This window comes from Pedobacter jamesrossensis (assembly GCF_042650905.1).
In the GTDB taxonomy this organism is placed as follows: domain Bacteria; phylum Bacteroidota; class Bacteroidia; order Sphingobacteriales; family Sphingobacteriaceae; genus Pedobacter; species Pedobacter jamesrossensis.
The window spans coordinates 13,225-34,941 of sequence record NZ_JBHSBY010000142.1; the positions used below are offsets into that span (position 1 = coordinate 13,225).

Genomic DNA, 21,717 nt, shown 5'->3' on the forward strand with positions numbered 1-21,717 from the left:
AAGATCGAATATCCACAAAAAAAGAGCCTCAATTTTAAACTGAAGCTCTTTTAACATTTAGGTATGCAAAATATTACACAAATGAAGAATCTATATGAAAAACAAAAATACCGATATAATCGAGACCTTAATACCTATAATTGTAGTTTAATTAACAATTTTCTAGCTACTTCTAATTGCTTGTAGGTTCAACGAAATCTCCAATTAGATTCTTTCTTAAAAGCAAATCTACAGCCTTGTAGCAGCTAATGTCTCGCCTATTAAAACTTCTTTTCCAATACATTTTAAGACAAAATTAGGGTAAGCTTGTTCAAATTTTTTATACTTTGAGCGTTTAAACTGAATATCATTATACTTCACTTAGTAAGCTTTTCCACTTTCTAAAGTTTCTTCAATTATAAAATCTACTTCATTGCCATCTGCCGTGCGCCAAAAATGTAAATTATCTCCTCCGTATAAGCCATACAGTCTATTGTGCACATAATTTTCTAATAACTCACCTTTATCAGCCCTTATTGATAATTTGGTGAAATTATTTAACAAGGCATTTCGCAAATGCGATATTTTAAAGACAATAACTTATTATTATCCGATAATTTTAAGATACTAAAATAGTATTATCCGATAATTTTAAGGTTAAAATATTTATTGCATAAAAAAAGTGGCCTTGTGGAGCCACTTTTTTTAACATAATTTTATGTCAATTACAATTTTCTAGCTACTTCTACTTGTTCATAAGCTTCTACGATATCGCCAACTTCGATGTTGTTAAAGTTTTGGATGTTCAGACCACATTCGTAACCTTTTACAACCTCTTTAACATCATCTTTAAAGCGTTTTAATGATGCCAATTCACCTGTGTAAACTACAACACCATCTCTAACGATACGGATTTGGCTTTTACGGGTAATCTTACCATCTAATACCATACAACCTGCAATGGTACCCACTTTAGTAATTTTGAAAGTCTCACGAATTTCTACGTTAGCCACAATTTTCTCTTCAAATTCTGGGTCTAACATACCTTCCATTGCCGATTTAATCTCGTTGATTGCATCGTAAATGATAGAATATAGACGGATATCAATTTGTTCTTGCTCTGCCAATTTACGTGCACCTGTAGATGGACGAACCTGGAAACCAATAATAATCGCATCAGACGCCGAAGCTAACAATACATCAGATTCTGAAATCTGACCTACACCTTTACTAATGATGTTGATTTGGATTTGCTCAGTCGACAGTTTTAATAATGAATCGGCTAATGCTTCGATTGAACCATCCACATCACCTTTAACAATGATATTAAGTTCTTTGAAGTTACCAATGGCCAAACGACGACCAATCTCATCTAATGTAATATGTTTCTGAGTACGTAAACCTTGCTCACGTTGCAATTGCATACGTTTGTTTGCAATATCACGTGCCTCTGTTTCGCTTTCTAACGCATTAAATCTATCACCCGCTGTAGGTGCACCTTGCATACCTAAAACCTGTACTGGTTGCGAAGGGCCTGCAGATTCTACTTTTGCGCCTCGTTCGTTTGTTAATGCTTTAACACGTCCGCTAAAACTACCTGCCAAGATTGGATCTCCAACTCTTAGCGTACCAGCTTGAACCAATACTGTAGTTACAATTCCACGACCTTTATCTAATGCAGACTCAATTACCGAACCTGTTGCTCTCTTATTAGGATTAGCTTTAAGTTCTAATAACTCAGCCTCTAATAATACTTTATCTAAAAGTAAATCAACATTTAAGCCACTTTTGCTTGAGATTTCTTGTGATTGATATTTACCACCCCAATCTTCAACCAATATATTCATTACTGATAATTGCTCACGTACTTTATCTGCGTTAGCACCTGGTTTATCTACTTTAGTAAAAGCAAACACTAATGGTACGCCTGCTGCTTGTGCGTGGTTGATTGCCTCTTTTGTTTGAGGCATCACCGCATCATCCGCAGCAATTACAATAATTGCAATATCGGCAACTTTAGCACCACGGGCACGCATCGCTGTAAAGGCTTCGTGACCAGGAGTATCTAAGAAAGTTACTTTTTTACCAGTTGGTGTAGTTACCATGTATGCACCAATGTGCTGGGTAATACCACCCGCCTCTCCAGCAACCACATTTGCTTTACGGATATAATCCAGCAATGAAGTTTTACCGTGATCGACGTGACCCATAATCGTTACAACCGGAGCTCTTTCGATTAAATCTTCTTCGTTATCTTCTTCCTCAATTACATTTTCTTCATCTTCATCTGGTTTAACGAATTGAATTTCGTAACCAAACTCATCAGCAACAATGGTTAAGGTTTCAGCATCTAGACGCTGATTAATTGAAACAAACATTCCAAGGCTCATACATGTACCAATAATTTTGGTAACAGGTACATCCATCATGCTTGCAAGTTCGTTTGCCGTAACAAATTCTGTTACTTTTAATATTTTAGATTGAGATTCAAGCTCATTTGCTGCTTCTTCTGCATTATATGCAACATCATCACGTTTCTGACGACGCAATTTAGCACGTTGAGCAAATTTACCAGATTTACCTGCACCACTTAAACGAGCAAGTGTTGCTTTGATTTGATCTTGAATTTCTTTCTCAGTAGGTTCTTCTTTAGGTCCGCTTGGTGTAGCATTTCTATTCTGGAAACCTGGTCTGTTATTATTGTTATTTCTATTTCCTTGGTAAGGCGTTCCACCTTGGCCGGCAGGTCTGTTTCCTTGATATGGAGTTCCACCACCTGGTCTGTTGCCTTGATAAGGTGTACGTGGTTGACCAGGCGTACTCCCTTGCCCCTGACCCGCAGGATTTTGACCTTGCTGCCCTTGACCGCCGTGTTGACCAGGCTGGCCTGGTGCTCCAGGAGTTTTTTTACGTTTACGTTTACGTTTTGCTGCTTCGCTATCACTAGATGATGCAACTGGACCGTTTCTTCTATCCGGTGTTGTAGGTAACACAATTTTACCAATAATATTCGGACCAGTTAATTTAACCGTACGAGCTTTCATAACCTCTGGCTCATTACTAACCGGTGGTGCAGGTTTAACTTCTGCTGGTTTAACCTCTACAGGCTTAGCTTCAACCTTAGGCTGTTCTACAACTGGTTTTGGTGCTTCTTCAACTTTAGCTATAGGTGCGGGAGTTTCTTCCTTTTTTACCTCTACAGGTTTAACCTCAACTTTTGGTTGCTCTACAACTGGTTTTGGTGTTTCTTCAACTTTAGCAGCAGGTGCAGGCGTTTCTTCCTTTTTAACTGGTCTTGTTTTAGAATTAAGATCGTTTAAATCAATCTTACCAACAACTTTTACACCTGGCAAGTTTCCGTCATCAACAGGCTTAGCTTCTGCTTTAGTTTCCTTTACAGGCTCTACAACAGCTGGTGTTTCTGCTTGCGGTGCTTCAACTTTAGGTTTTTCTACCGGAGGTGTAAACGATTGAGTATTTTTTATCAAAATCTCTTCGTTTTTCTCAAAATCGGTATTTTTCTTCGGTGCTTCAGCTGGCTTTTCAGTCTCAGGCTCGTCACGACGTATCTTACCAATCACTATTTGTTTGGCTTCTTCTCTTACGATCTTATCTCCCTGATACTCTTTCAATAAGGCATTATACATATCGCCCGATAGTTTAAACATAGGGCTTTTCTCGGCTGAGAACCCTTTTTTGTTTAAAAACTCTACGGCCGTACCCATGCCAATATTAAGTTCTTTAATAGCTTTAATTAAAATGATTGGTTTGTCGTCTGACATTTAGCTCCTGTTATTTTTTTATTTTAATACAAAAGTAGTGTTTATTTGGCAATTACACCACTTATTCAAATTCTGACTTCAAAATTTGAACCACTTCTTTAATGGTTTCTTCTTCAAGGTCGGTGCGTTTTACCAAATCTTCTACTGTAAGTGCTAATACACTCTTAGCAGTATCGCAACCGATAGCCTTTAATTCATCGATGATCCAGCTATCAATCTCGTCTGAGAATTCTTCTAAATCAACGTCTTCATCTGTTTCTTCACCAGCTTCACGGTAAACATCAATTTCATAACCGGTTAATTTACCAGCAAGTTTAATGTTGTGGCCGCCACGGCCAATTGCCAATGAAACCTGATCTGGTTTTAAGTAAACTGATGCATGTTTAGTTTCATCATCTAATTTAATAGAGGTAATTTTTGCCGGACTTAAAGCACGGGTAATATATAATGAAACGTTATTTGTGAAATTAATCACATCAATATTTTCGTTTTTCAATTCGCGTACGATACCATGGATACGAGACCCTTTCATACCTACACACGCACCTACCGGATCAATACGATCATCGTAAGATTCTACAGCAACTTTAGCACGCTCTCCTGGTTCGCGAACAATTTTCTTAATGGTAATTAATCCATCAAAAATCTCTGGAACTTCCTGTTCAAACAAACGTTGTAAGAATTCTGGAGCAGTTCTAGAAATAATAATTTTAGGATTAGCATTAATCATTTCTACTTTAGAGATTACAGCTCTCACAGAATCGCCTTTTTTGAAATAATCTGCCGGAATTTGCTCTGTTTTAGGCATCAAAAGTTCGTTACCTTCATCATCTAAAACTAAAGTTTCTTTTTTCCAAACCTGGTAAACTTCACCTGTTACGATTTCGCCTACACGGTCTTTATATTTTTTGAAAATTTCGTCTTTCTCCAATTCTAATACTTTAGAAACCAATGTTTGGCGAGCTGCCAAAATCGCTCTACGACCGAAACTTTCTAAAGTAATCTGTTCAATATAATCATCACCAACTTCTAACGAACTATCTAATTTAGAAACTTCAGCAAGTTCAATTTCTAAATCATCATCTTCAGAAAATCCATCTTCCATTACTTTTCTTGTTCTCCAGATTTCCAAATCCCCGTTATCTGGATTCACAATCACGTCACAGTTCTCGTCTGTTCCGTATTTTTTACGCAACATGCTACGAAAAACTTCTTCCAACACACTAATCACCGTAGGGCGATCTATATTTTTGAAATCCTTAAACTCCTGGAAAGAGTCAATTAAATTAATTGTTGTAGTACTCATTTTTACTTAAATGAAATTAACACACTTGTTTCTATTATATCATTAAACGGTACAGATGTTTGTACTGCAACCGCCTTTTTACCTTTTTCTTTAACCGATTCTTCAATCAGTACGTTACCTTCTGTAACTTCTAAAAGTTTGCCTTCTTTTTTTTGCCCACCGGCAAGCTTAATACTTACCGTACGACCAATATTTTTATTATACTGGCGGATAAGTTTTAATGGCTCACCAACTCCAGGAGAAGAAACTTCTAAATTATAAGCCTGTTCTATTGCATTTTCTTCTTCTAAATGAAAACCAACATGCCTGCTTATTGCCACACAATCCTGTATGCTTATGCCTTCATCACCATCAACATGAATAATTAATTTGTTATTTGGCAACATTTTTACTTCGACCAAAAAAAGTTCTGGTCTATCCGCAATTTTTTCCTCAACGAGCGCTATAACTCTCTTTTCTACCTGCATATTTTAACCTGATTTCATAGAAAAAGGGGACATTGTCCCCTTCTCTTTTCTTCGATTACGATGCAAATGTACAAATAATTTGGAAATAACCAAACTCTGATACAGTAATTTACAGTTAAAACTATCTTTTGAGTATTTGTTGTTGCGGCTGGAGGCTGTGTTTTATAGTCCCTTTAAATAGCTTTCCACCATCGGCAAATTTAACGCCTACATAACTTTCTACTAAATAAGTTTTTCCCTTTAAAAATGGAGTTTCCGGTATAAACAGAACCGAATCGCCAATTAAATTTATCTTCCCTGAGACTTCTTTTTCAGTTTGCAAACTATCTGTTTCGTTAGGTGTTAATAAAACCGAAATAAAATTAACTGAATCAGAATTAGTGCGATATGCATTTTTAACCTGGAATAAACTGGCTTCATCAATATTTTTAATTACAATTGAGTTGCTGTCAGCAGAAAATTTTATAACTGGCGCATTGTTTTTATTCGAACAAGACACTAAATTTAATGAAACAACAAAACACAACAAACATTTAACAGATTTAAACATTTTACTAAATTAAACATTATGAGATTAATTATTGAAGTCCTTTTAATGGGACTAGCCGTTTTTATTGGCGCAAAGCTAGTTCCCGGCGTTACTGTTGATGGCTATGGAAGTGCAATTATCGCAGCTGTTTTAATCGCCCTGGCAAATGCAACAATTGGTTTCATTTTAAGATTATTAACGTTTCCGGTTAATTTTTTAACCTTAGGCTTAATGTCATTTATTATTACCGTACTAATGATTTTATTGGTAGATAGTATGATGACATCTTTCAACACCTCAGGTTTTCTTTCTGCAGCGTTTCTAGCAATTGTAGTGGCATTAGTTAAAGCCATTTTCGGAGCAATTGCAGGAGATAAAGAATAGTTCAATTATCAGTTGGCAATTTTCAATTTGAGAACTGCCAACTGATAACTATCAACCGGTAACTGATACCTATCTAATCACTTCTCTAGAAATAACCATTTTTTGAATCTCCGATGTTCCTTCGTAAATCTGGGTTATTTTAGCGTCACGCATTAATCTTTCTACGTGATATTCTTTTACAAAACCATAACCACCATGCACCTGAACGGCTTCAATAGTTACATCCATAGCCACTTTAGAGGCAAATAATTTAGCCATAGAACCAGCCTTAGTATAAGGTAGCCCTTGTTGTTTTAACCATGCGGCTTTATAAACCAATAATCTTGCGGCTTCAATTTGAGTTGCCATATCGGCAAGTTTAAATGCAATTGCCTGATGTTCTGCAATTGGCTTTCCGAACGATTTACGTTCTTTTGCATATTGCGTTGCCAGCTCGAAAGCACCTTGAGCAATACCTAAAGCTTGCGCAGCTATGCCAATTCTACCTCCTTCAAGCGTTTTCATTGCGAATTTGAAACCAAAACCATCCTCTCCAATCCTGTTTTCTTTTGGCACCTTAACGTCATTAAACATTAAAGAATGTGTATCAGAACCACGAATGCCCAATTTATTTTCTTTCGGACCAACAGTAAAACCTTCCATTCCCTTTTCTACAATAAAAGCATTAATGCCTTTATGTTTTAATTCAGGATGGGTTTGCGCTATAACTAAATAAGTCGATGCAGTACTGCCGTTTGTAATCCAGTTCTTAGTACCGTTTAATAGATAGTAATCGCCTTTATCTTCCGCTGTAGTATGCTGTGAAGTTGCATCAGAGCCAGCTTCGGGCTCTGATAAACAGAATGCACCAATTTTTTCTCCAGATGCTAATGGCTTAAGGTATTTTTCTTTTTGAGATTCGCTTCCGTAAGCCTCCAATCCATAACAAACTAAAGAATTGTTTACAGAAACAACAACCGAAGCAGAAGCATCAATTTTAGAAAGTTCTTCCATAACAAGCACATAAGATATTGCATCTAAACCGCTACCATTGTACTTCTCATCGACCATCATCCCTAAAAAACCTAGTTCACCAAGTTTTTTAACTTGTTCGGCAGGAAATTTTTGATGCTCATCTCTTTCGATTACGCCTGGCTTTAACTCTTGATTTGCAAAATCGCGGGCCGCCTGCTGAATCATTTTTTGTTCTTCACTTAATTCAAAATGCATAACAATTATGTATAAAAGGTTAGTAAATCAAATGTATGGTTTATAGATTGAAAATACTATGGCTGCATAGTATTTATTTTTGAGTAAAGTTAGTCCCGCTTTAAAATTAGGCAACAGAAAAATATATAAACGAGGCATTTCAACGTCCATCCTACGTCGGAAAAAGAACTAAGTTATTTTGGGTTGCTTCTTGGCTATAACAAATAACACACTTATCGACCCCAAAACTAAGGTTAATAAAATTTGAGAAGAGTGAATAATGGTTGCATAAGCTAAACCATCTTTAAAAGAAAGGGAGTATAAGACCAAAGCCTGCGCAACCATCCAATGAAAAACGCCAATTCCACCTTGCACGGGCGCCACCATAGCAAAGCTCGAGAAAACCAATGCGGTAAAAGCTGCACTGAAGCCTAAATTGTTGGTAATTTGTATTGATGAAAATGCCAGGTACATGGAGAGGCAATAGAAAATCCAGATTCCAAAGGTATAAATTACAAAAAGCAATTTATTTTTGAGTTTGCTATACGAATTAAAACCCTGCTTTAACCCAACCAGTATTCTTAAAAACTTATTACTTAATTTCTTTTTTAGAAAATAAATTGCCAGGATTAAAAGGAGAACAACTAGAATCCCAATTCCGATAAGCCAGAAATAATCAAGACTTTTAAATTTAATTATAAGACTTAAGTAAACGCTGTTATAAATGAAATCAGAAACCAGGCTGTATTGAAAAATCAACATCAGGATTGTGCATAAAAGCAAAACCAACACATCAATTAGCCGCTCCGTTATTACTGTACCGATAGACGAAAACATTGGAACTTTCTCCGTTTTTAACATTACAGAACAACGTCCGATTTCACCAAAACGCGGCAACGCCAAATTTGCCAAATAGCCAATAATTACAGCATGATAGGTATGCCAAAAACCAACTTTATAGTTTATTGATTGATAGAGCATACGCCATCGCAACGCTCTTAATACATGAGCAATCCATAATGCAATGGCAGAGACTACAACCCAAAGAAAGTTGGCATTTTTAATTTCAAGCCAAATTCCTGATAAATCCTGACCCTTAAATGCGAGGTATAAAATGCCTACTCCAATAAAAAAAAGGATGAGGTATTTTAGCGCTGATTTAAGGCTGAATGTCAAAACAATTATTTTAACAAGTGATTATTATCATCAGGAAAAACAAGTATCGGATTGTATTTTTTAGCTTCTTCAATCGGCAAAGAGCCGTAAGACATAATGATAAGTATATCGCCAAGTTGCGCAAGGCGAGCAGTTGCTCCATTTAAACAAATGGTTCCAGTACCACGTTCGCCTTTGATTACATAGGTTTCGAAACGAGCACCATTATTATTATTTACAATCTGCACCTTTTCATTAGCGATAATGTTAGCTGCATCCATTAAATCTTCATCAATCGTAATACTACCTACGTAATTCAACTCTGCTTGAGTTACTTTAACACGGTGTATTTTCGATTTTAATATTGTGATAACCATTTGGCAAAGTTAGTAATAAAAAGGTTGAAGGTAAAAAGCTTAAAGCACAAAGACTAAAGCAAAAGGATTAATGCCTAAAGTATACAAGCTGATAATTTCTAATTCACTTAAATATGATTAGGTTTTTGTCTTGATACTATTCACTTGATATTATTTAATAATCATATTATCTATAAGTCTGGTAGAGCCAACTTGTGCAGCAACTAAGGCAACCAAACTATTTTCATCTTTCGATTTTGCAGGTTCAAGTGTATTTCCATCTGCGATTGTAAAATAATCCAATTCAACGCCTTCTATAGTATTATAAAATGCTCTTGCCTTTTCTTCAAGTTCTTTTAGTGAAAACTGATCAAAATTATCCACAACAAATTGTAATGACTTACTTAAAACCAAAGCGTTTTTACGATCGGCTATAGAGAGATGAATATTTCGGCTACTCATTGCCAAGCCATCATCCTCTCGAATAATAGGACAAGTAATAATATTAATAGGGAGCTTAAAATGCGAAAGCATATTTTTAATCATCAGCACCTGCTGAAAATCTTTTTGCCCAAACATAGCAACATCCGGTTCAACGGCATCAAAAAGTTTTTTAACAATTTGAGTAACCCCTTGATAGTGCCCCTTTCTAAATTCGCCCTCTAATAAAAATTCAGCCTTACCTAAATCAATATGCCAGTTTTCATCGGAGCCCGATGGATACATCTCGGCAACATCTGGCATAAACACACCATTACAACCGGCATCTTTAAGCATGGCTAGATCATGTTCGATTGGTCGGGGGTATTTTTCCAAATCTTTTGGGTCGGTAAATTGGGTAGGATTAACGAAAATACTGCAAATAATAACATCTGCATTTTCTTTTGCCAACTTTATTAAAGAAATATGGCCATTGTGCAAAGCACCCATAGTAGGTACAAGTGCTATTTTTTTACCTGATGCCTTTAATGGTTTTAAATAAGCGTTAAGCGCTTCTTTAGTTTCGAATACTTCCAAATTGAACGATCTGAATTAAAGCCGTAAAGGTGTAAATTAATCTAAACGAAACCAAACAAATGCTTGCGATATTGATAAATAGTATTATTATTCGTATCTTTGCAGCTCATTATCTTTTATTTAACTTAATATTTTCTTAGAATATGGAGATGGCAAAAACGAAGCTGCTGATTGTTACACACGAGATGTCGCCTTTCCTCGAGCTTACTAAAATTTCTGAAATTACTCGCCAGTTACCGCAGGCAATGCAAGAGAAAGGATTCGAAATCCGCATCTTAATGCCAAAATTTGGTAACATCAACGAGAGAAGAAATCGCTTACACGAAGTAATACGCTTATCGGGAATGAACATCATCATCGATGATAACGACAACCCTTTAATTATTAAAGTGGCTTCCATTCCGGCTGCACGTATGCAGGTTTATTTCCTGGATAATGAAGAATATTTCCAACGCAAGCAAGTATTTGCTGATGCAAGTGGAAAATTCTTTGATGACAACGACGAGCGCACAATCTTTTTCTGTAAAGGTGCTTTAGAAACTGTTAAAAAATTAGGTTGGGCTCCTGATATTGTTCATTGCCACGGCTGGATGAGCTCTTTAGTTCCTGCTTATATTAAAACAACTTATAAAAACGATCCTACTTTTAAAAATTCTAAAGTAGTGTACTCTGTTTACGAAGGTGGTTTTACTGAAACTTTAAATCCGAATTTTTCTAAAAAAGCTGTAATGGCTAATATGACAGAGGAAGATACTAAAGCATTTGAACCAGCAGATTGTAACAGCTTACACATTGGTGCAATAACATACGCTGATGCAGTTGTTTTAGCAGATGAGAACCTTGACGCATCTATGTTAAAATTTGTTAAAGATTCAAATAAGCCAACTTTAGCTTATAACTTAACCGAAAATTTTGAAAACTTCTATACTTTTTACGAAGAAATTTCAAATGAAGAATTGGTTTCTGTTGCTTAATTAGGTATTATTATTTTTAAATATGAAATTTATAAAACAAGACTTATTAACCCTGTTGATAGGTCTTTTTCTTTTTGCATCTTGTAAAAACACAAGCAATGTTGGCTTAGATGTAGATCCAAATACAGCTATACAAGGTACGTTGGTTAACGATCAGCTTGTTACTTCTCAAACCTTGAAAGAGCCTGATTTTAATACCGCGATATTAAGCTCTCATCCAATTGGATACATTACAGATCCTACTTTTGGTAAAACTGAATCAAGCGTTGGAATGACTGTTTGGCCAACTTCTGTAAGTTATGATTTTGGAACTTCACCTGTTTTAGACTCTGCAGTTTTGGTATTAAATCTTGGAACTCAGTTTTACGGAGATACTACAACTTCTAAGTATAGCATAGATGTTTATCAACTAAGTAGCACTATTTCTAAATATAATGCTTCTGATGAAATTCCTCATAATAGCACATTATTAGGAAACTTTAACAGTAAGATTTTCCCTAATACTAAAATTAAAGTTACTGATATTGTAGTAGGTGGAAAAGATACTCTTAGAACTGTACCAGCTCAAATTAGAATCCCTCTTAACAAAGCTTTTATTCAAAGTACTATTTTAAGCTTACCAACAACAGGAACATCTACTACGGATAAATTTGTTCAGTATTTTAAAGGCTTATATGCTGAAGTAAATAAATCATCATCTACAGGAACTGGTGGTATTGCATTTTTAGATTTTGCAAGTACAAATTCATATTTACAGCTAGTTTATAAAAAAACTAATACAACAAACACTATTGATACTGTTTCAACTAATTTCCCGATAAACACAGCTAGCGGACAAATTGTTACAGCAAACATTAAACACGATTATACTGGAACAGCCGTCAAAACACAATTAGATAACCCAGGTCCTGCGGCAAGTCCTACTCAATATGGAGTAACTTATCTACAAGGATTAGGCGGCGTAAGAACGAAAATTTCTTTCCCGACGCTTAAAAATTTCACAACAACTTACGGGAAGGTTGTTGTAAATAAAGCAGAACTAGTTATTGATGCCAGTTCTGGAACTTATGCAAATCCATTCTTGCCATCGCAAAGATTGTCGCTTTACCGTTGGGATATTGCAAACCAAGAAGTAAACCTTCCTGATCATGATCAAGGCTCATCCACAACGGGTACCGCTGGAGATCCAAGAGCAAAATCTGATGCTGTTTTCGGTGGATACTATGACTCTTTAAAAAACAGGTATATTTTCAACGTTACAGCTTATGTTCAAGATATTATTGATGGAGTTATCGTTGATAATGGAACTTTTATAGCACCAACAACTCTTGCAGCGACATCAGCTGATTTGGGAACATCTAGAAGAGATTTGTCTGCATCAAGAACAGTCATTGGCACTTTTGGCAGCACAACAAACCGATTAAAACTTAATATTTATTATACAAAAATAAATTAGAGACACTCTAAATATTAGAGCCCTGCTTGGCAACAAGCGGGGCTTTTATTTTTACTGGTAAACCAAAAATTAAAAACGCATCAAAACAAACGTTTGTTTATTATATTTGATGCAAAAATCCTTATAATAATATGTGTGGAATAGTAGGTTATATAGGCTACAGAGAAGCTTGGCCAATTGTTTTAAAAGGCCTTAAAAGATTAGAATACAGAGGTTACGATAGTGCAGGAATTGCATTGATGAACAACAGCGGTGAACATATTTACAAGAAAGTTGGAAAAGTAGCTGCTTTAGAAGAATTTGCCGAAGATAAAGACAAATCAGGCACAATTGCTATGGGACATACCCGTTGGGCAACGCATGGTGTTCCCTCTGATAGAAATTCTCATCCTCATACCTCAAATGATGGGCAATTATCGATAATTCACAATGGCATTATCGAAAACTACGCTACTCTTAAAGAAGAGCTTTTGGGGAGGGGACATGAATTTAAAAGTGATACAGATACAGAAGTATTAATCCATTTAATAGAAGAAATTCAAAAAATTGAACAACTAGAATTATTGGAAGCCGTTCGTTTAGCCCTACACGAAGTAAATGGCGCTTACGCAATTGTGATTATGGACAAAGCGCACCCAGATCGCTTAATTGCAGCAAGAAAAGGTAGTCCGATGGTAATTGGGGTTGGCAAAGGTGAATATTTTATCGCTTCTGATGCAACACCAATAATAGAGTATACTAAAAATGTGATTTATCTTAACGACAATGAAATTGCCTTAATTACTAAAGACGATTTATTGGTTAAGCACCTTGATAACGTAGTTCAAACTCCTTTAATTCAAGAATTAGAATTAAAACTTGAAATGTTGGAAAAAGGTGGTTTTGAACATTTTATGTTAAAGGAAATTTACGAGCAGCCTAGATCCATCAGAGACTGTATGCGGGGTCGTATCTATCCTGAAGAAGGAAAAGTACAATTAGGCGGTATTAAAGAGTTTGTGGAAAAACTTAAAAATATCGACCGTATAATTATTGTTGCTTGTGGTACCTCATGGCATGCAGGTTTAGTTGGCGAATACCTGATAGAGGAATATGCCCGTATTCCGGTTGAAGTAGAGTATGCTTCAGAATTTAGATACCGCAACCCGATTATTACCGAAAAAGATGTTGTAATTGCAATTTCCCAATCGGGAGAAACTGCCGATACAATGGCAGCAATAGAAATGGCTAAAGAACGTGGTGCAACAATTTTCGGAATCTGTAATGTTGCCGGGGCTTCAATCCCAAGGTTAAGCCATGCCGGTGTTTACACACATGCAGGCCCTGAGATCGGCGTAGCATCTACCAAAGCATTTACCGCACAGGTTACAGTTTTAACGCTGATGGCTTTTTACATGGCGCAACAAAAAGGGACCATTACTCAATCTAAACTAATTAGTTTATTGACAGAACTAGATAGCATTCCTGATAAAATTCAAATTGCACTAGAATCTAATGACATCATAAAAGAAGTTGCAGCGCAAATTAAAGATTCGAGAAACTGTCTGTTTTTAGGCAGAGGAAGTGGTTTCCCGGTAGCTTTAGAAGGCGCTTTAAAACTCAAAGAGATATCATACATTCACGCCGAAGGTTATCCTGCAGCAGAGATGAAACACGGCCCTATCGCTCTAATTGACGAAGAAATGCCTGTTGTATTTATTGCAACTCAAAATTCATCTTACGAAAAAGTAATCAGCAACATACAGGAAGTAAAAGCCCGTAAAGGAAAAGTTATTGCAATTGTAACGCAAGGCGATACTGAAGTTAAAAAGATGGCCGATTATTGCATCGAAATTCCGGATTCTGACGAAGCATTCTTGCCTCTTTTGGCTACAATTCCATTACAGCTTTTATCTTATCACATTGCTGTAATGCGTGGTTGTAATGTAGATCAGCCAAGAAATTTGGCTAAATCAGTTACAGTAGAATAGTTAAAGCTTTGCAAACTAAAAAAGGTTGCCAAAATTGGCAACCTTTTTTAGTTTATAGGTCTCGGTGATTTTTAAAACGGCAAATCGCCGTTTTCATCATTTGGCTGTATTGTAAATTCGTCTTCTATTTTAGTTTCATTATTATTTTGAACGTGATTTACTGTCTGTCCTGGTTCAAAATCACTCTTTCTACCCAGCATAGTAAAATTTTCAGCAACAATTTCTGTCACGTATTTTTTCACTTTCTCTTTATCCTCAAAAGATCTCGTTCTTAACTTTCCTTCTATATAAACAAGCTTACCCTTTTGAAGATACTTTGATGCTACCTCTGCCAAACCCCTCCATAAAACTATATTATGCCACTCTGTTTGCTCTACTCTTTTTCCATCCTTGTTATACGTTTCTGATGTAGCCAACGGAAAGCTTGCAACCGTAACGCCTCCATCTAAGTGCCGCACTTCTGGATCTTTGCCCAAGTGCCCTACTAAAATAACTTTGTTAATCCCAGACATAAAATATTTTTTTTGGTTAGTTTTATCTTAAAATTACTGTTAAACCAATAATGAAGGGTTAGTTATTCCATTCATCTATCAAAAATTCTCTTCTATAAAATTTTTGATAACGTTAGGTTGCGGCAGTTCATCTAGCACATTTAAAGAAACCCAATTAAGTTCCTTTTGTTTACTAAAGTTAAATATATAATTTTTTAAACCAAAAAATTGAACATGGATTATTTGGTGAGTTAAAACATGTTTTTTATAGCTAATTAGATTAAAATTTACATCAACGCCAAACATTAACTTTATTTGATTAACAAAATCGAAATCCTCTATTTCTGCCGTATCGCTAGTTTCAATACATGGAAAATCGTAAAGGTGCTGCCAAATATCACCAGCTTGCCTCTCTCTCATCAACAATTCTGTTCCATTGTTACATATAAAATAATTAAAAAACCGATGCTTTTTGTCCGCTTTAGCTATTTTAACTGGCAATTGATTTACCATTTTGTTTTTAAACGCGAAGCAATCAATGCTTAAAGGACAAACACTGCAGTTGGGCGATTTAGGCTTGCATTGTATGGCGCCAAACTCCATAATTGCCTGATTGTATAAAGCAGGATCATCAATATATAGTAATTCGTTAGCGAGTTTAAAAAACTCCTTTTTACCCGCCGGGCTGTTAATAGCTGTACTAATTCCAAAATATCTAGCTAAAACCCGAAACACATTTCCATCAACAACAGCTCTTGCCTCGCCAGATGAGAAAGAAGATATTGCAGCAGCCGTATATTCGCCAACCCCCTTAAGTTTAATTAAATCATCATGCAGCGTTGGAAAAACCCCATTATAATTATTTACTACTATTTGTGCAGTAGCATGCATATTTCTTCCGCGAGAATAATAGCCTAATCCTTGCCAAAGCATTAACACTTTAGCCTCTGTAGCCGAAGCAAAATCAGCAACAGTAGGAAAGTTTGCTAAAAACTTATTAAAATACGGAAGGCCTTGCTCAACTCGGGTTTGCTGTAAAATAATTTCAGAAAGCCAGATGGTGTAAGCATCGTTTGTATGGCGCCAAGGCAAATCTCTTTTATTTATCAGGTACCAATTTATAAGCTCATTTTGGAATGTCATTGCTGCAAATTACGGTGTAATTATTTGTTTTTAAAAAAACTTGCATTACTCTGATAAGAACAGTGATAAAAAAATCATCTTTTATTTCCCTATCTCATTAAAAAGCAATACTTTTGCAACCCCAAATCAGTGATAATATTAAAATACACAATACATAATAATTAATAAAATATGACTAAGGCAGATATTATTTCAGAAATATCAACAAAAACCGGAATTGAGAAGGTTGATGTGCAGGAAACGGTTGAGGCGTTCTTTAAGGTTATCAAAACCAGTATGATTGGCGGTGAAAATGTTTACGTTAGAGGCTTCGGTAGCTTTGTTGTTAAAAAGAGAGCACAAAAAACAGCCAGAAATATCTCTAAAAACACTGCAATAATTATCCCAGAACACTTCGTTCCGAGCTTTAAACCAGCAAAAGTATTTGTTGATAAAGTAAAAAATAACTCTAAAAAAATTCAAGTAGAAGCTTAAATCTAATAATATGAATAGCAGCATAAGATTAAAACAAACCATTATTATTGGAGCGATTTTATTGCTTGTTGCATTTTTATTTACTAGAGATATTAAGGGTTTAGTAAAACCTACGGAAGAAAATGGCAAAATGCCAGCATCAGGTCAATTAGCCGAAGCAGCACCACCTTCAACTTCCGGATTAAGCATTCAACAAACATCTGAAGCTGCTAAAAATGTAATTAATAAAAGTTTAGCGACTGATATTACAGCCTTAGAAAACAGTTATAAAGGTGCAACTGGCGCAGAGAAAGTACAACTGGCTCAACAATTAGCTCAGAAATGGGATGATGTTGAACAATTAACTCCTTCTGCACTTTATTTAGAAGTTGTTGCCGAAGCAAAACCAACAGCAACGAGTTGGTTAGCATCTGGTAATAAATTTTTAAAAGCTTTTGAGAGTACACAAGATAGTTTAGCACAACCTGCTTTATTGCAGAAAGCAAATACATCTTTTACAAAAGCGCTTGAATTAGACAAAGAAAACATAGATGCCAAAACAGGATTAGGCGTAACCATAGTAAACGGCTTAGGTGCACCAATGCAAGGTATTGCAATGTTGTTAGAAGTTGTTGCTAAAGACCCTAAAAATCTTAAAGCAAATATGAATCTTGGCCTATTCTCAATTAAATCAGGTCAGTTCGACAAAGCAATTCCTCGTTTTAATACAGTTATTGCAACAGCACCAACACCTGAAGCCTATTTTTATTTAGCTACGGCTTTAGAAAACTTAGACAAAAACAAAGAAGCTGTAGAGGCTTATTTAAAAAGCAAAAAATTAGCTGCAAATCCAACTTTATCATCATTTATTGATAAGAAGGTTGCTGAACTAAAGAATAAAAGTTAATTAACGGATTAATAAAAACATTTAAAACTTAAAACTATGCCAAGCGGTAAAAAAAGAAAAAGACATAAAATGGCTACTCACAAACGTAAAAAACGTTTAAGAAAAAACAGACATAAGAAAAAATAAATTCTTATTTTGATTTAGCCTTTAAACCTCATAGCTTACTATGAGGTTTAAACACTTATATATGATTTTTATTATATAAATTATTTAGGCTACATCATTATTTTCTTATTTACTATCCATTTGTTAATAGGCGAAAGCCTTAAATCTGTAGCTGTTGGTAAAAGAATTAATTATCAATTCGACTCCTGCCGGAGTTACCATAGCTTTGATTGAAGACAAACAACTTGTTGAGCTTCATAAAGAACAAATCAATAATAACTACGCCGTAGGCGATATTTATTTGGGCCGCATTAAAAAAATTATGCCTGGTCTGAATGCTGCTTTCGTGGATGTTGGTTATGAAAAAGATGCTTTTTTGCATTATTTTGATTTGGGCCCTCAAGTACAATCTTTAATTAAGCTAACTAAGATCAAGCGTAATGGCTCGGTTACAGGCACATTATTAGATAATTTAAAGCTAGAGGCCGATATTAATAAGGCAGGCAAAATTTCTGATGTGCTAAGTAAAAACATGATCCTACCTGTACAAATTGCCAAAGAGCCAATTTCTACAAAAGGACCGCGTTTAAGTTCCGACCTATCTATTGCCGGCAGGTATGTGGTACTGGTGCCATTCTCCAATACCATATCCATATCAAAAAAAATAAAAAGTAATACAGAACGTAATCGCCTTAAAAAGATTATCGAAAGTATTAAGCCTCAAAATTTTGGGGTAATTATCAGAACCGTTTCCGAAGGAAGGGGTGTTGCGGAGATGCAAAAAGATCTTTTAGATTTAGTTGCAAAATGGGAAATCTTTATAAAAAAACTTCCTACCGCCGAACCTTCAAAAAGAGTTTGGGGCGAAATGGACAGATCATCTACGTTAATTCGTGATATTCTGAATCCTGATTTTACAAACGTTTACGTGAGCACGCCTGAGTTGTTCGATGATATACGTTCTTATGTGCATGATATTTCTCCAGAAATGGAAAAAATTGTAAAGCTATACAAGCAGAAGGAACCTATTTTCGATCATTTCGGTATCGAAAAGCAAATTAAAAATGCTTTTGGCAAAACAGTAAACCTACCGGGCGGTGCCTATTTGGTTGTAGAACATACCGAAGCATTACACGTAATCGATGTTAATAGCGGTAACCGTACTGCCAGTAAAGAAAATCAAGAAGAGAATGCTTTACAGGTAAATAAAGAGGCGGCGAAAGAAATTGCCCGTCAATTGCGTTTACGCGATATGGGCGGTATTGTGGTAATCGATTTTATCGATATGCACAAACCAACAAACCGTAAAATTTTATTCGATTACTTACGCGAATTAATGTTATTGGATCGTGCTAAACATACTATTTTGCCTCCAAGCAAATTTGGTTTAGTACAAATTACCAGACAACGTGTTCGTCCGGAAATGAATATAGTTACCGTAGAAAAATGCCCTGCATGTGATGGGACAGGTGAAATAAAAGCAAGTATTGTTCTTATGGATGATATTGAAAATAACCTGAACTATATATTAAGAGAACAAAATGAAAAGGGTATTACACTTTGTGTTCATCCATACATAGAAGCCTACATCACAAAAGGGATATTGAATTTACAACGCCGCTGGTTCTTTAAATATGGCCAATGGATAAAAGTAAAATCACAACCTGCATATCATTTAACGGAGTTTCATTTTATTTCATCAAAAGATGAAGAAATAAAACTTTAAGAAAAAAATTTTATAGGAAACGCCTAATACCTCATTGGAATTAGGCGTTTTTTTGTGCAAAAATGATTTAGTTTTTGCGCCTCATAAAATCTAAATTCGTAAATCTAAAATCATAATTAAAATTGGCAAAAACTAAAACGGCATATTTCTGTCAGAGTTGTGGATATGAATCAGCTAAATGGTTAGGCAAATGCCCATCATGCAACCAGTGGAATACTTTTGTAGAAGAAATAGTCGAAAAAAATTCGGCGGCTATACCTAGTTGGAAGAACGATACAAGTGCCAGAAAGCTTAGCAAACCAAGTAAGGTAGATGAAATACAAAACTCTACTGAAAGAAGAATGCCAACTGGTGATAAAGAACTTGACAGAGTTTTAGGCGGAGGATTAGTAGAAGGTTCATTAATTTTAATTGGAGGCGAACCCGGCATTGGCAAATCGACATTAATGCTTCAACTAGCCTTAAACCTAAAAGGTAAAAAACTATTATATGTTTCTGGTGAAGAAAGCGAACAGCAAATAAAAATGCGTGCCGAGAGAATAACAGAATCTCCATCTGCCGATTGCTATATTCTTACCGAAACCTCAACACAGAATATATTTAAGCAGATTGAAATACTTCAGCCACAAATCGTTGTTGTAGATTCTATTCAAACTTTACATTCTGCACATATAGATTCTACTCCAGGCAGTGTTTCACAGGTTCGGGAATGTACCGCTGAATTATTAAGATTTGCAAAAGAAACCGGAACACCAGTATTTTTAATCGGTCATATTACAAAAGATGGCGCCATTGCCGGCCCTAAAATATTGGAGCACATGGTTGATACCGTTTTGCAGTTTGAAGGCGACAGGCATCATGTTTATCGTATTTTACGCTCAATTAAAAATAGATTTGGGGCTGCCGCAGAATTGGGTATTTACGAAATGCAAGGCAGTGGATTAAGAGAGGTTTCTAATCCTTCAGAAATTTTATTATCGCAACGCGATGAAGAGTTAAGCGGAATTGCAATTGCAGCGATGCTAGAAGGCGCAAGACCAATGCTTATAGAAACACAAGCACTTGTTAGTTCTGCAGCTTACGGAACACCACAAAGGTCGGCTACTGGTTTTGATACTAAAAGGTTGAACATGCTTTTAGCTGTACTAGAAAAACGATGTGGTTTCAGATTAAGTGCTCAGGATGTATTTCTAAACATTGCAGGAGGTATTAGAGTTGAAGACCCTGCAATTGATTTAGCTGTTTTAATTGCAATTATTTCATCACATCAGGATATTGCGGTTTCTTCTAAAAACTGTTTTGCGGCCGAAGTTGGCTTATCCGGAGAAATTAGGGCGGTAAATAGAATTGAACAGCGAATTGCAGAAGCCGATAAATTAGGCTTTGAAAGCATCTACATTTCGAAGTATAACTTAAAAGGAATAGATATAAAAAAATACAACATAGAAATTAAAGCAGTAAGTAAAATCGAAGAAGTTTTTGGCCTTATTTTCGGCTAAAAAAATATAATAAATCGGGGAAACACATCAACACAATTCCACAGTTAGAAGATAATATTCCCCAATTCCCCAGCGAAAAAATTATTGGCACAGCTTAAACAAACTCACAAATACCTGTTAATCAAACTATTAAAAATAAATTATAAGTTAAGTTAATTTTGGATTAACATTTGTCTAACATATTGTGTTGTACATCATGGGATGTGATCTATAACAATAGGGATGATTTTCCTCGTTAGTGAGAGCTAGCGAGGATTTTTTTTGTTTTTCATAATTTACAGAAATTTTAAATAACTTTGAGACAGATAATTACCGGGATAATTAATTATAGTCTCTTAAAAAAAATCATCATGAAAAAAATTATTTTAAGCTTAGGATTTTGTTTAATTGCAACCTTAACCTTTGCTCAAGCAGAACTCACTGGTCAAAAATTTGGCGATGCCGTTACACCAGGAAATATTAAACCTGTTGCAAAAATGGAAGCAGCAATGGGCGATAAAACAGCTACCGATATGAAAATTGAAGGTAAAGTTGTTGATGTTTGTAAGAAAAAAGGGTGCTGGATGACTTTAGAAATGGCTAATGGAGAGCCAATGAGAGTTACTTTTAAAGACTACGCTTTCTTTATGCCAATGGATATTGTAGGTAAAAAAGTAGTTTTAGATGGGGTAGCTAAAAAGCAAACCATATCGGCAGAAACTTTACGTCACTATGCAGAAGATGCAAAAAAAACTCCTGAAGAGGTAGCTAAAATAACCGACCCCAAAAAGGAATTGGCTTTCGAAGCTAAAGGTGTTGTTATCCTTGATAAATAGCAAATAAGGAACAAA

The 21,717-nt window shown here is 35.6% G+C and carries 20 protein-coding genes; 9 read left to right on the forward strand and 11 right to left on the reverse strand.

The window, feature by feature from the left end; genetic code table 11:
• Positions 1-360: 360 nt before the first annotated feature.
• The 5 genes from ACFOUY_RS18375 to ACFOUY_RS18395 form a co-directional block, all read right to left on the reverse strand.
• The gene (locus tag ACFOUY_RS18375) at positions 361-543 is read right to left on the reverse strand and encodes a DUF4143 domain-containing protein (protein ID WP_378962707.1); all 183 of its coding nucleotides are present in this window, start codon (positions 541-543) and stop codon (positions 361-363) included.
• 161 nt (positions 544-704) lie between these two features.
• Entirely contained in the window at positions 705-3,761 is a 3,057-nt protein-coding gene (gene infB, locus ACFOUY_RS18380; protein ID WP_378962708.1) for a translation initiation factor IF-2, read from the reverse strand.
• Positions 3,762-3,822: 61 nt separating this feature from the next.
• A complete protein-coding gene (gene nusA, locus ACFOUY_RS18385) occupies positions 3,823-5,067 on the reverse strand; it encodes a transcription termination factor NusA (protein WP_378962709.1) in 1,245 nt (414 codons plus the stop codon).
• A gap of 2 nt (positions 5,068-5,069) precedes the next feature.
• Positions 5,070-5,534, reverse strand: coding sequence for a ribosome assembly cofactor RimP (gene rimP, locus ACFOUY_RS18390; RefSeq protein WP_378962710.1), 465 nt, complete (start codon positions 5,532-5,534; stop codon positions 5,070-5,072).
• 121 nt (positions 5,535-5,655) lie between these two features.
• Positions 5,656-6,033 carry a hypothetical protein gene (locus ACFOUY_RS18395; RefSeq protein WP_378962711.1) on the reverse strand — a complete coding sequence of 126 codons (378 nt, stop codon included), beginning with the start codon at positions 6,031-6,033 and terminating at the stop codon, positions 5,656-5,658.
• A gap of 69 nt (positions 6,034-6,102) precedes the next feature.
• Here ACFOUY_RS18395 and ACFOUY_RS18400 point away from each other — a divergent pair, with 69 nt between their 5' ends.
• Positions 6,103-6,447 carry a phage holin family protein gene (locus tag ACFOUY_RS18400; protein WP_378962712.1) on the forward strand — a complete coding sequence of 115 codons (345 nt, stop codon included), beginning with the start codon at positions 6,103-6,105 and terminating at the stop codon, positions 6,445-6,447.
• A gap of 69 nt (positions 6,448-6,516) precedes the next feature.
• Here ACFOUY_RS18400 and ACFOUY_RS18405 read toward each other — a convergent pair whose 3' ends face one another.
• From ACFOUY_RS18405 to panC, 4 genes are all read right to left on the reverse strand, one after another.
• A complete protein-coding gene (locus ACFOUY_RS18405) occupies positions 6,517-7,656 on the reverse strand; it encodes an acyl-CoA dehydrogenase (RefSeq protein ID WP_378962713.1) in 1,140 nt (379 codons plus the stop codon).
• Positions 7,657-7,824: 168 nt separating this feature from the next.
• Positions 7,825-8,811 carry a lysylphosphatidylglycerol synthase transmembrane domain-containing protein gene (locus ACFOUY_RS18410; RefSeq protein ID WP_378962715.1) on the reverse strand — a complete coding sequence of 329 codons (987 nt, stop codon included), beginning with the start codon at positions 8,809-8,811 and terminating at the stop codon, positions 7,825-7,827.
• Positions 8,812-8,816: 5 nt separating this feature from the next.
• Positions 8,817-9,167 carry an aspartate 1-decarboxylase gene (panD, locus tag ACFOUY_RS18415; protein ID WP_055909206.1) on the reverse strand — a complete coding sequence of 117 codons (351 nt, stop codon included), beginning with the start codon at positions 9,165-9,167 and terminating at the stop codon, positions 8,817-8,819.
• Positions 9,168-9,317: 150 nt separating this feature from the next.
• Positions 9,318-10,163: a pantoate--beta-alanine ligase gene (panC, locus tag ACFOUY_RS18420; protein ID WP_378962716.1), complete on the reverse strand. Its 846-nt coding sequence runs from the start codon at positions 10,161-10,163 to the stop codon at positions 9,318-9,320.
• Between the two features lie 149 nt (positions 10,164-10,312).
• On the opposite strand from panC, the gene ACFOUY_RS18425 reads away from it, so the two are divergent.
• The 3 genes from ACFOUY_RS18425 (at position 10,313) to glmS (ending at position 14,563) form a co-directional block, all read left to right on the forward strand.
• Complete coding sequence (locus tag ACFOUY_RS18425) at positions 10,313-11,137, forward strand: glycogen/starch synthase (protein ID WP_378962717.1); 825 nt, start codon at positions 10,313-10,315, stop codon at positions 11,135-11,137.
• A 22-nt stretch (positions 11,138-11,159) separates the two neighbouring features.
• Positions 11,160-12,593 carry a DUF4270 family protein gene (locus tag ACFOUY_RS18430; RefSeq protein WP_378962719.1) on the forward strand — a complete coding sequence of 478 codons (1,434 nt, stop codon included), beginning with the start codon at positions 11,160-11,162 and terminating at the stop codon, positions 12,591-12,593.
• A gap of 131 nt (positions 12,594-12,724) precedes the next feature.
• On the forward strand, positions 12,725-14,563 hold the full coding sequence (glmS, locus tag ACFOUY_RS18435) for a glutamine--fructose-6-phosphate transaminase (isomerizing) (RefSeq protein ID WP_378962720.1): 1,839 nt from the start codon (positions 12,725-12,727) through the stop codon (positions 14,561-14,563).
• 71 nt (positions 14,564-14,634) lie between these two features.
• Here glmS and ACFOUY_RS18440 read toward each other — a convergent pair whose 3' ends face one another.
• Together ACFOUY_RS18440 and mutY are read right to left on the reverse strand one after the other, a co-directional pair.
• Positions 14,635-15,075, reverse strand: a complete 441-nt coding sequence (locus ACFOUY_RS18440; protein ID WP_378962721.1) for a single-stranded DNA-binding protein — start codon at positions 15,073-15,075, stop codon at positions 14,635-14,637.
• Between the two features lie 78 nt (positions 15,076-15,153).
• Positions 15,154-16,197, reverse strand: coding sequence for an A/G-specific adenine glycosylase (mutY, locus tag ACFOUY_RS18445; protein ID WP_378962722.1), 1,044 nt, complete (start codon positions 16,195-16,197; stop codon positions 15,154-15,156).
• Between the two features lie 171 nt (positions 16,198-16,368).
• Between mutY and ACFOUY_RS18450 the strand changes: the two genes are divergently transcribed.
• From ACFOUY_RS18450 to ACFOUY_RS18470, 5 genes are all read left to right on the forward strand, one after another.
• Positions 16,369-16,671 carry an HU family DNA-binding protein gene (locus ACFOUY_RS18450; RefSeq protein WP_056093708.1) on the forward strand — a complete coding sequence of 101 codons (303 nt, stop codon included), beginning with the start codon at positions 16,369-16,371 and terminating at the stop codon, positions 16,669-16,671.
• 10 nt (positions 16,672-16,681) lie between these two features.
• Positions 16,682-17,557, forward strand: coding sequence for a tetratricopeptide repeat protein (locus ACFOUY_RS18455; protein WP_378962723.1), 876 nt, complete (start codon positions 16,682-16,684; stop codon positions 17,555-17,557).
• Between the two features lie 280 nt (positions 17,558-17,837).
• Complete coding sequence (locus ACFOUY_RS18460; protein ID WP_378962724.1) at positions 17,838-19,388, forward strand: Rne/Rng family ribonuclease; 1,551 nt, start codon at positions 17,838-17,840, stop codon at positions 19,386-19,388.
• 122 nt (positions 19,389-19,510) lie between these two features.
• A complete protein-coding gene (radA, locus tag ACFOUY_RS18465; RefSeq protein ID WP_378962726.1) occupies positions 19,511-20,887 on the forward strand; it encodes a DNA repair protein RadA in 1,377 nt (458 codons plus the stop codon).
• Between the two features lie 350 nt (positions 20,888-21,237).
• On the forward strand, positions 21,238-21,702 hold the full coding sequence (locus ACFOUY_RS18470) for a DUF4920 domain-containing protein (RefSeq protein WP_378962727.1): 465 nt from the start codon (positions 21,238-21,240) through the stop codon (positions 21,700-21,702).
• Positions 21,703-21,717: the final 15 nt, after the last annotated feature.

Excerpts from the sequence above, each read along its gene's own strand:
- infB (WP_378962708.1), bottom strand. The coding sequence starts at position 3,761 with ATGTCAGACGACAAACCAATCATTTTAATTAAAGCTATTAAAGAACTT.
- nusA (WP_378962709.1), bottom strand. The coding sequence starts at position 5,067 with ATGAGTACTACAACAATTAATTTAATTGACTCTTTCCAGGAGTTTAAG.
- rimP (WP_378962710.1), bottom strand. The coding sequence starts at position 5,534 with ATGCAGGTAGAAAAGAGAGTTATAGCGCTCGTTGAGGAAAAAATTGCG.
- ACFOUY_RS18400 (WP_378962712.1), top strand. The coding sequence starts at position 6,103 with ATGAGATTAATTATTGAAGTCCTTTTAATGGGACTAGCCGTTTTTATT.
- ACFOUY_RS18405 (WP_378962713.1), bottom strand. The coding sequence starts at position 7,656 with ATGCATTTTGAATTAAGTGAAGAACAAAAAATGATTCAGCAGGCGGCC.
- panD (WP_055909206.1), bottom strand. The coding sequence starts at position 9,167 with ATGGTTATCACAATATTAAAATCGAAAATACACCGTGTTAAAGTAACT.
- ACFOUY_RS18425 (WP_378962717.1), top strand. The coding sequence starts at position 10,313 with ATGGCAAAAACGAAGCTGCTGATTGTTACACACGAGATGTCGCCTTTC.
- ACFOUY_RS18430 (WP_378962719.1), top strand. The coding sequence starts at position 11,160 with ATGAAATTTATAAAACAAGACTTATTAACCCTGTTGATAGGTCTTTTT.
- glmS (WP_378962720.1), top strand. The coding sequence starts at position 12,725 with ATGTGTGGAATAGTAGGTTATATAGGCTACAGAGAAGCTTGGCCAATT.
- ACFOUY_RS18440 (WP_378962721.1), bottom strand. The coding sequence starts at position 15,075 with ATGTCTGGGATTAACAAAGTTATTTTAGTAGGGCACTTGGGCAAAGAT.
- mutY (WP_378962722.1), bottom strand. The coding sequence starts at position 16,197 with ATGACATTCCAAAATGAGCTTATAAATTGGTACCTGATAAATAAAAGA.
- ACFOUY_RS18450 (WP_056093708.1), top strand. The coding sequence starts at position 16,369 with ATGACTAAGGCAGATATTATTTCAGAAATATCAACAAAAACCGGAATT.
- ACFOUY_RS18455 (WP_378962723.1), top strand. The coding sequence starts at position 16,682 with ATGAATAGCAGCATAAGATTAAAACAAACCATTATTATTGGAGCGATT.
- ACFOUY_RS18470 (WP_378962727.1), top strand. The coding sequence starts at position 21,238 with ATGAAAAAAATTATTTTAAGCTTAGGATTTTGTTTAATTGCAACCTTA.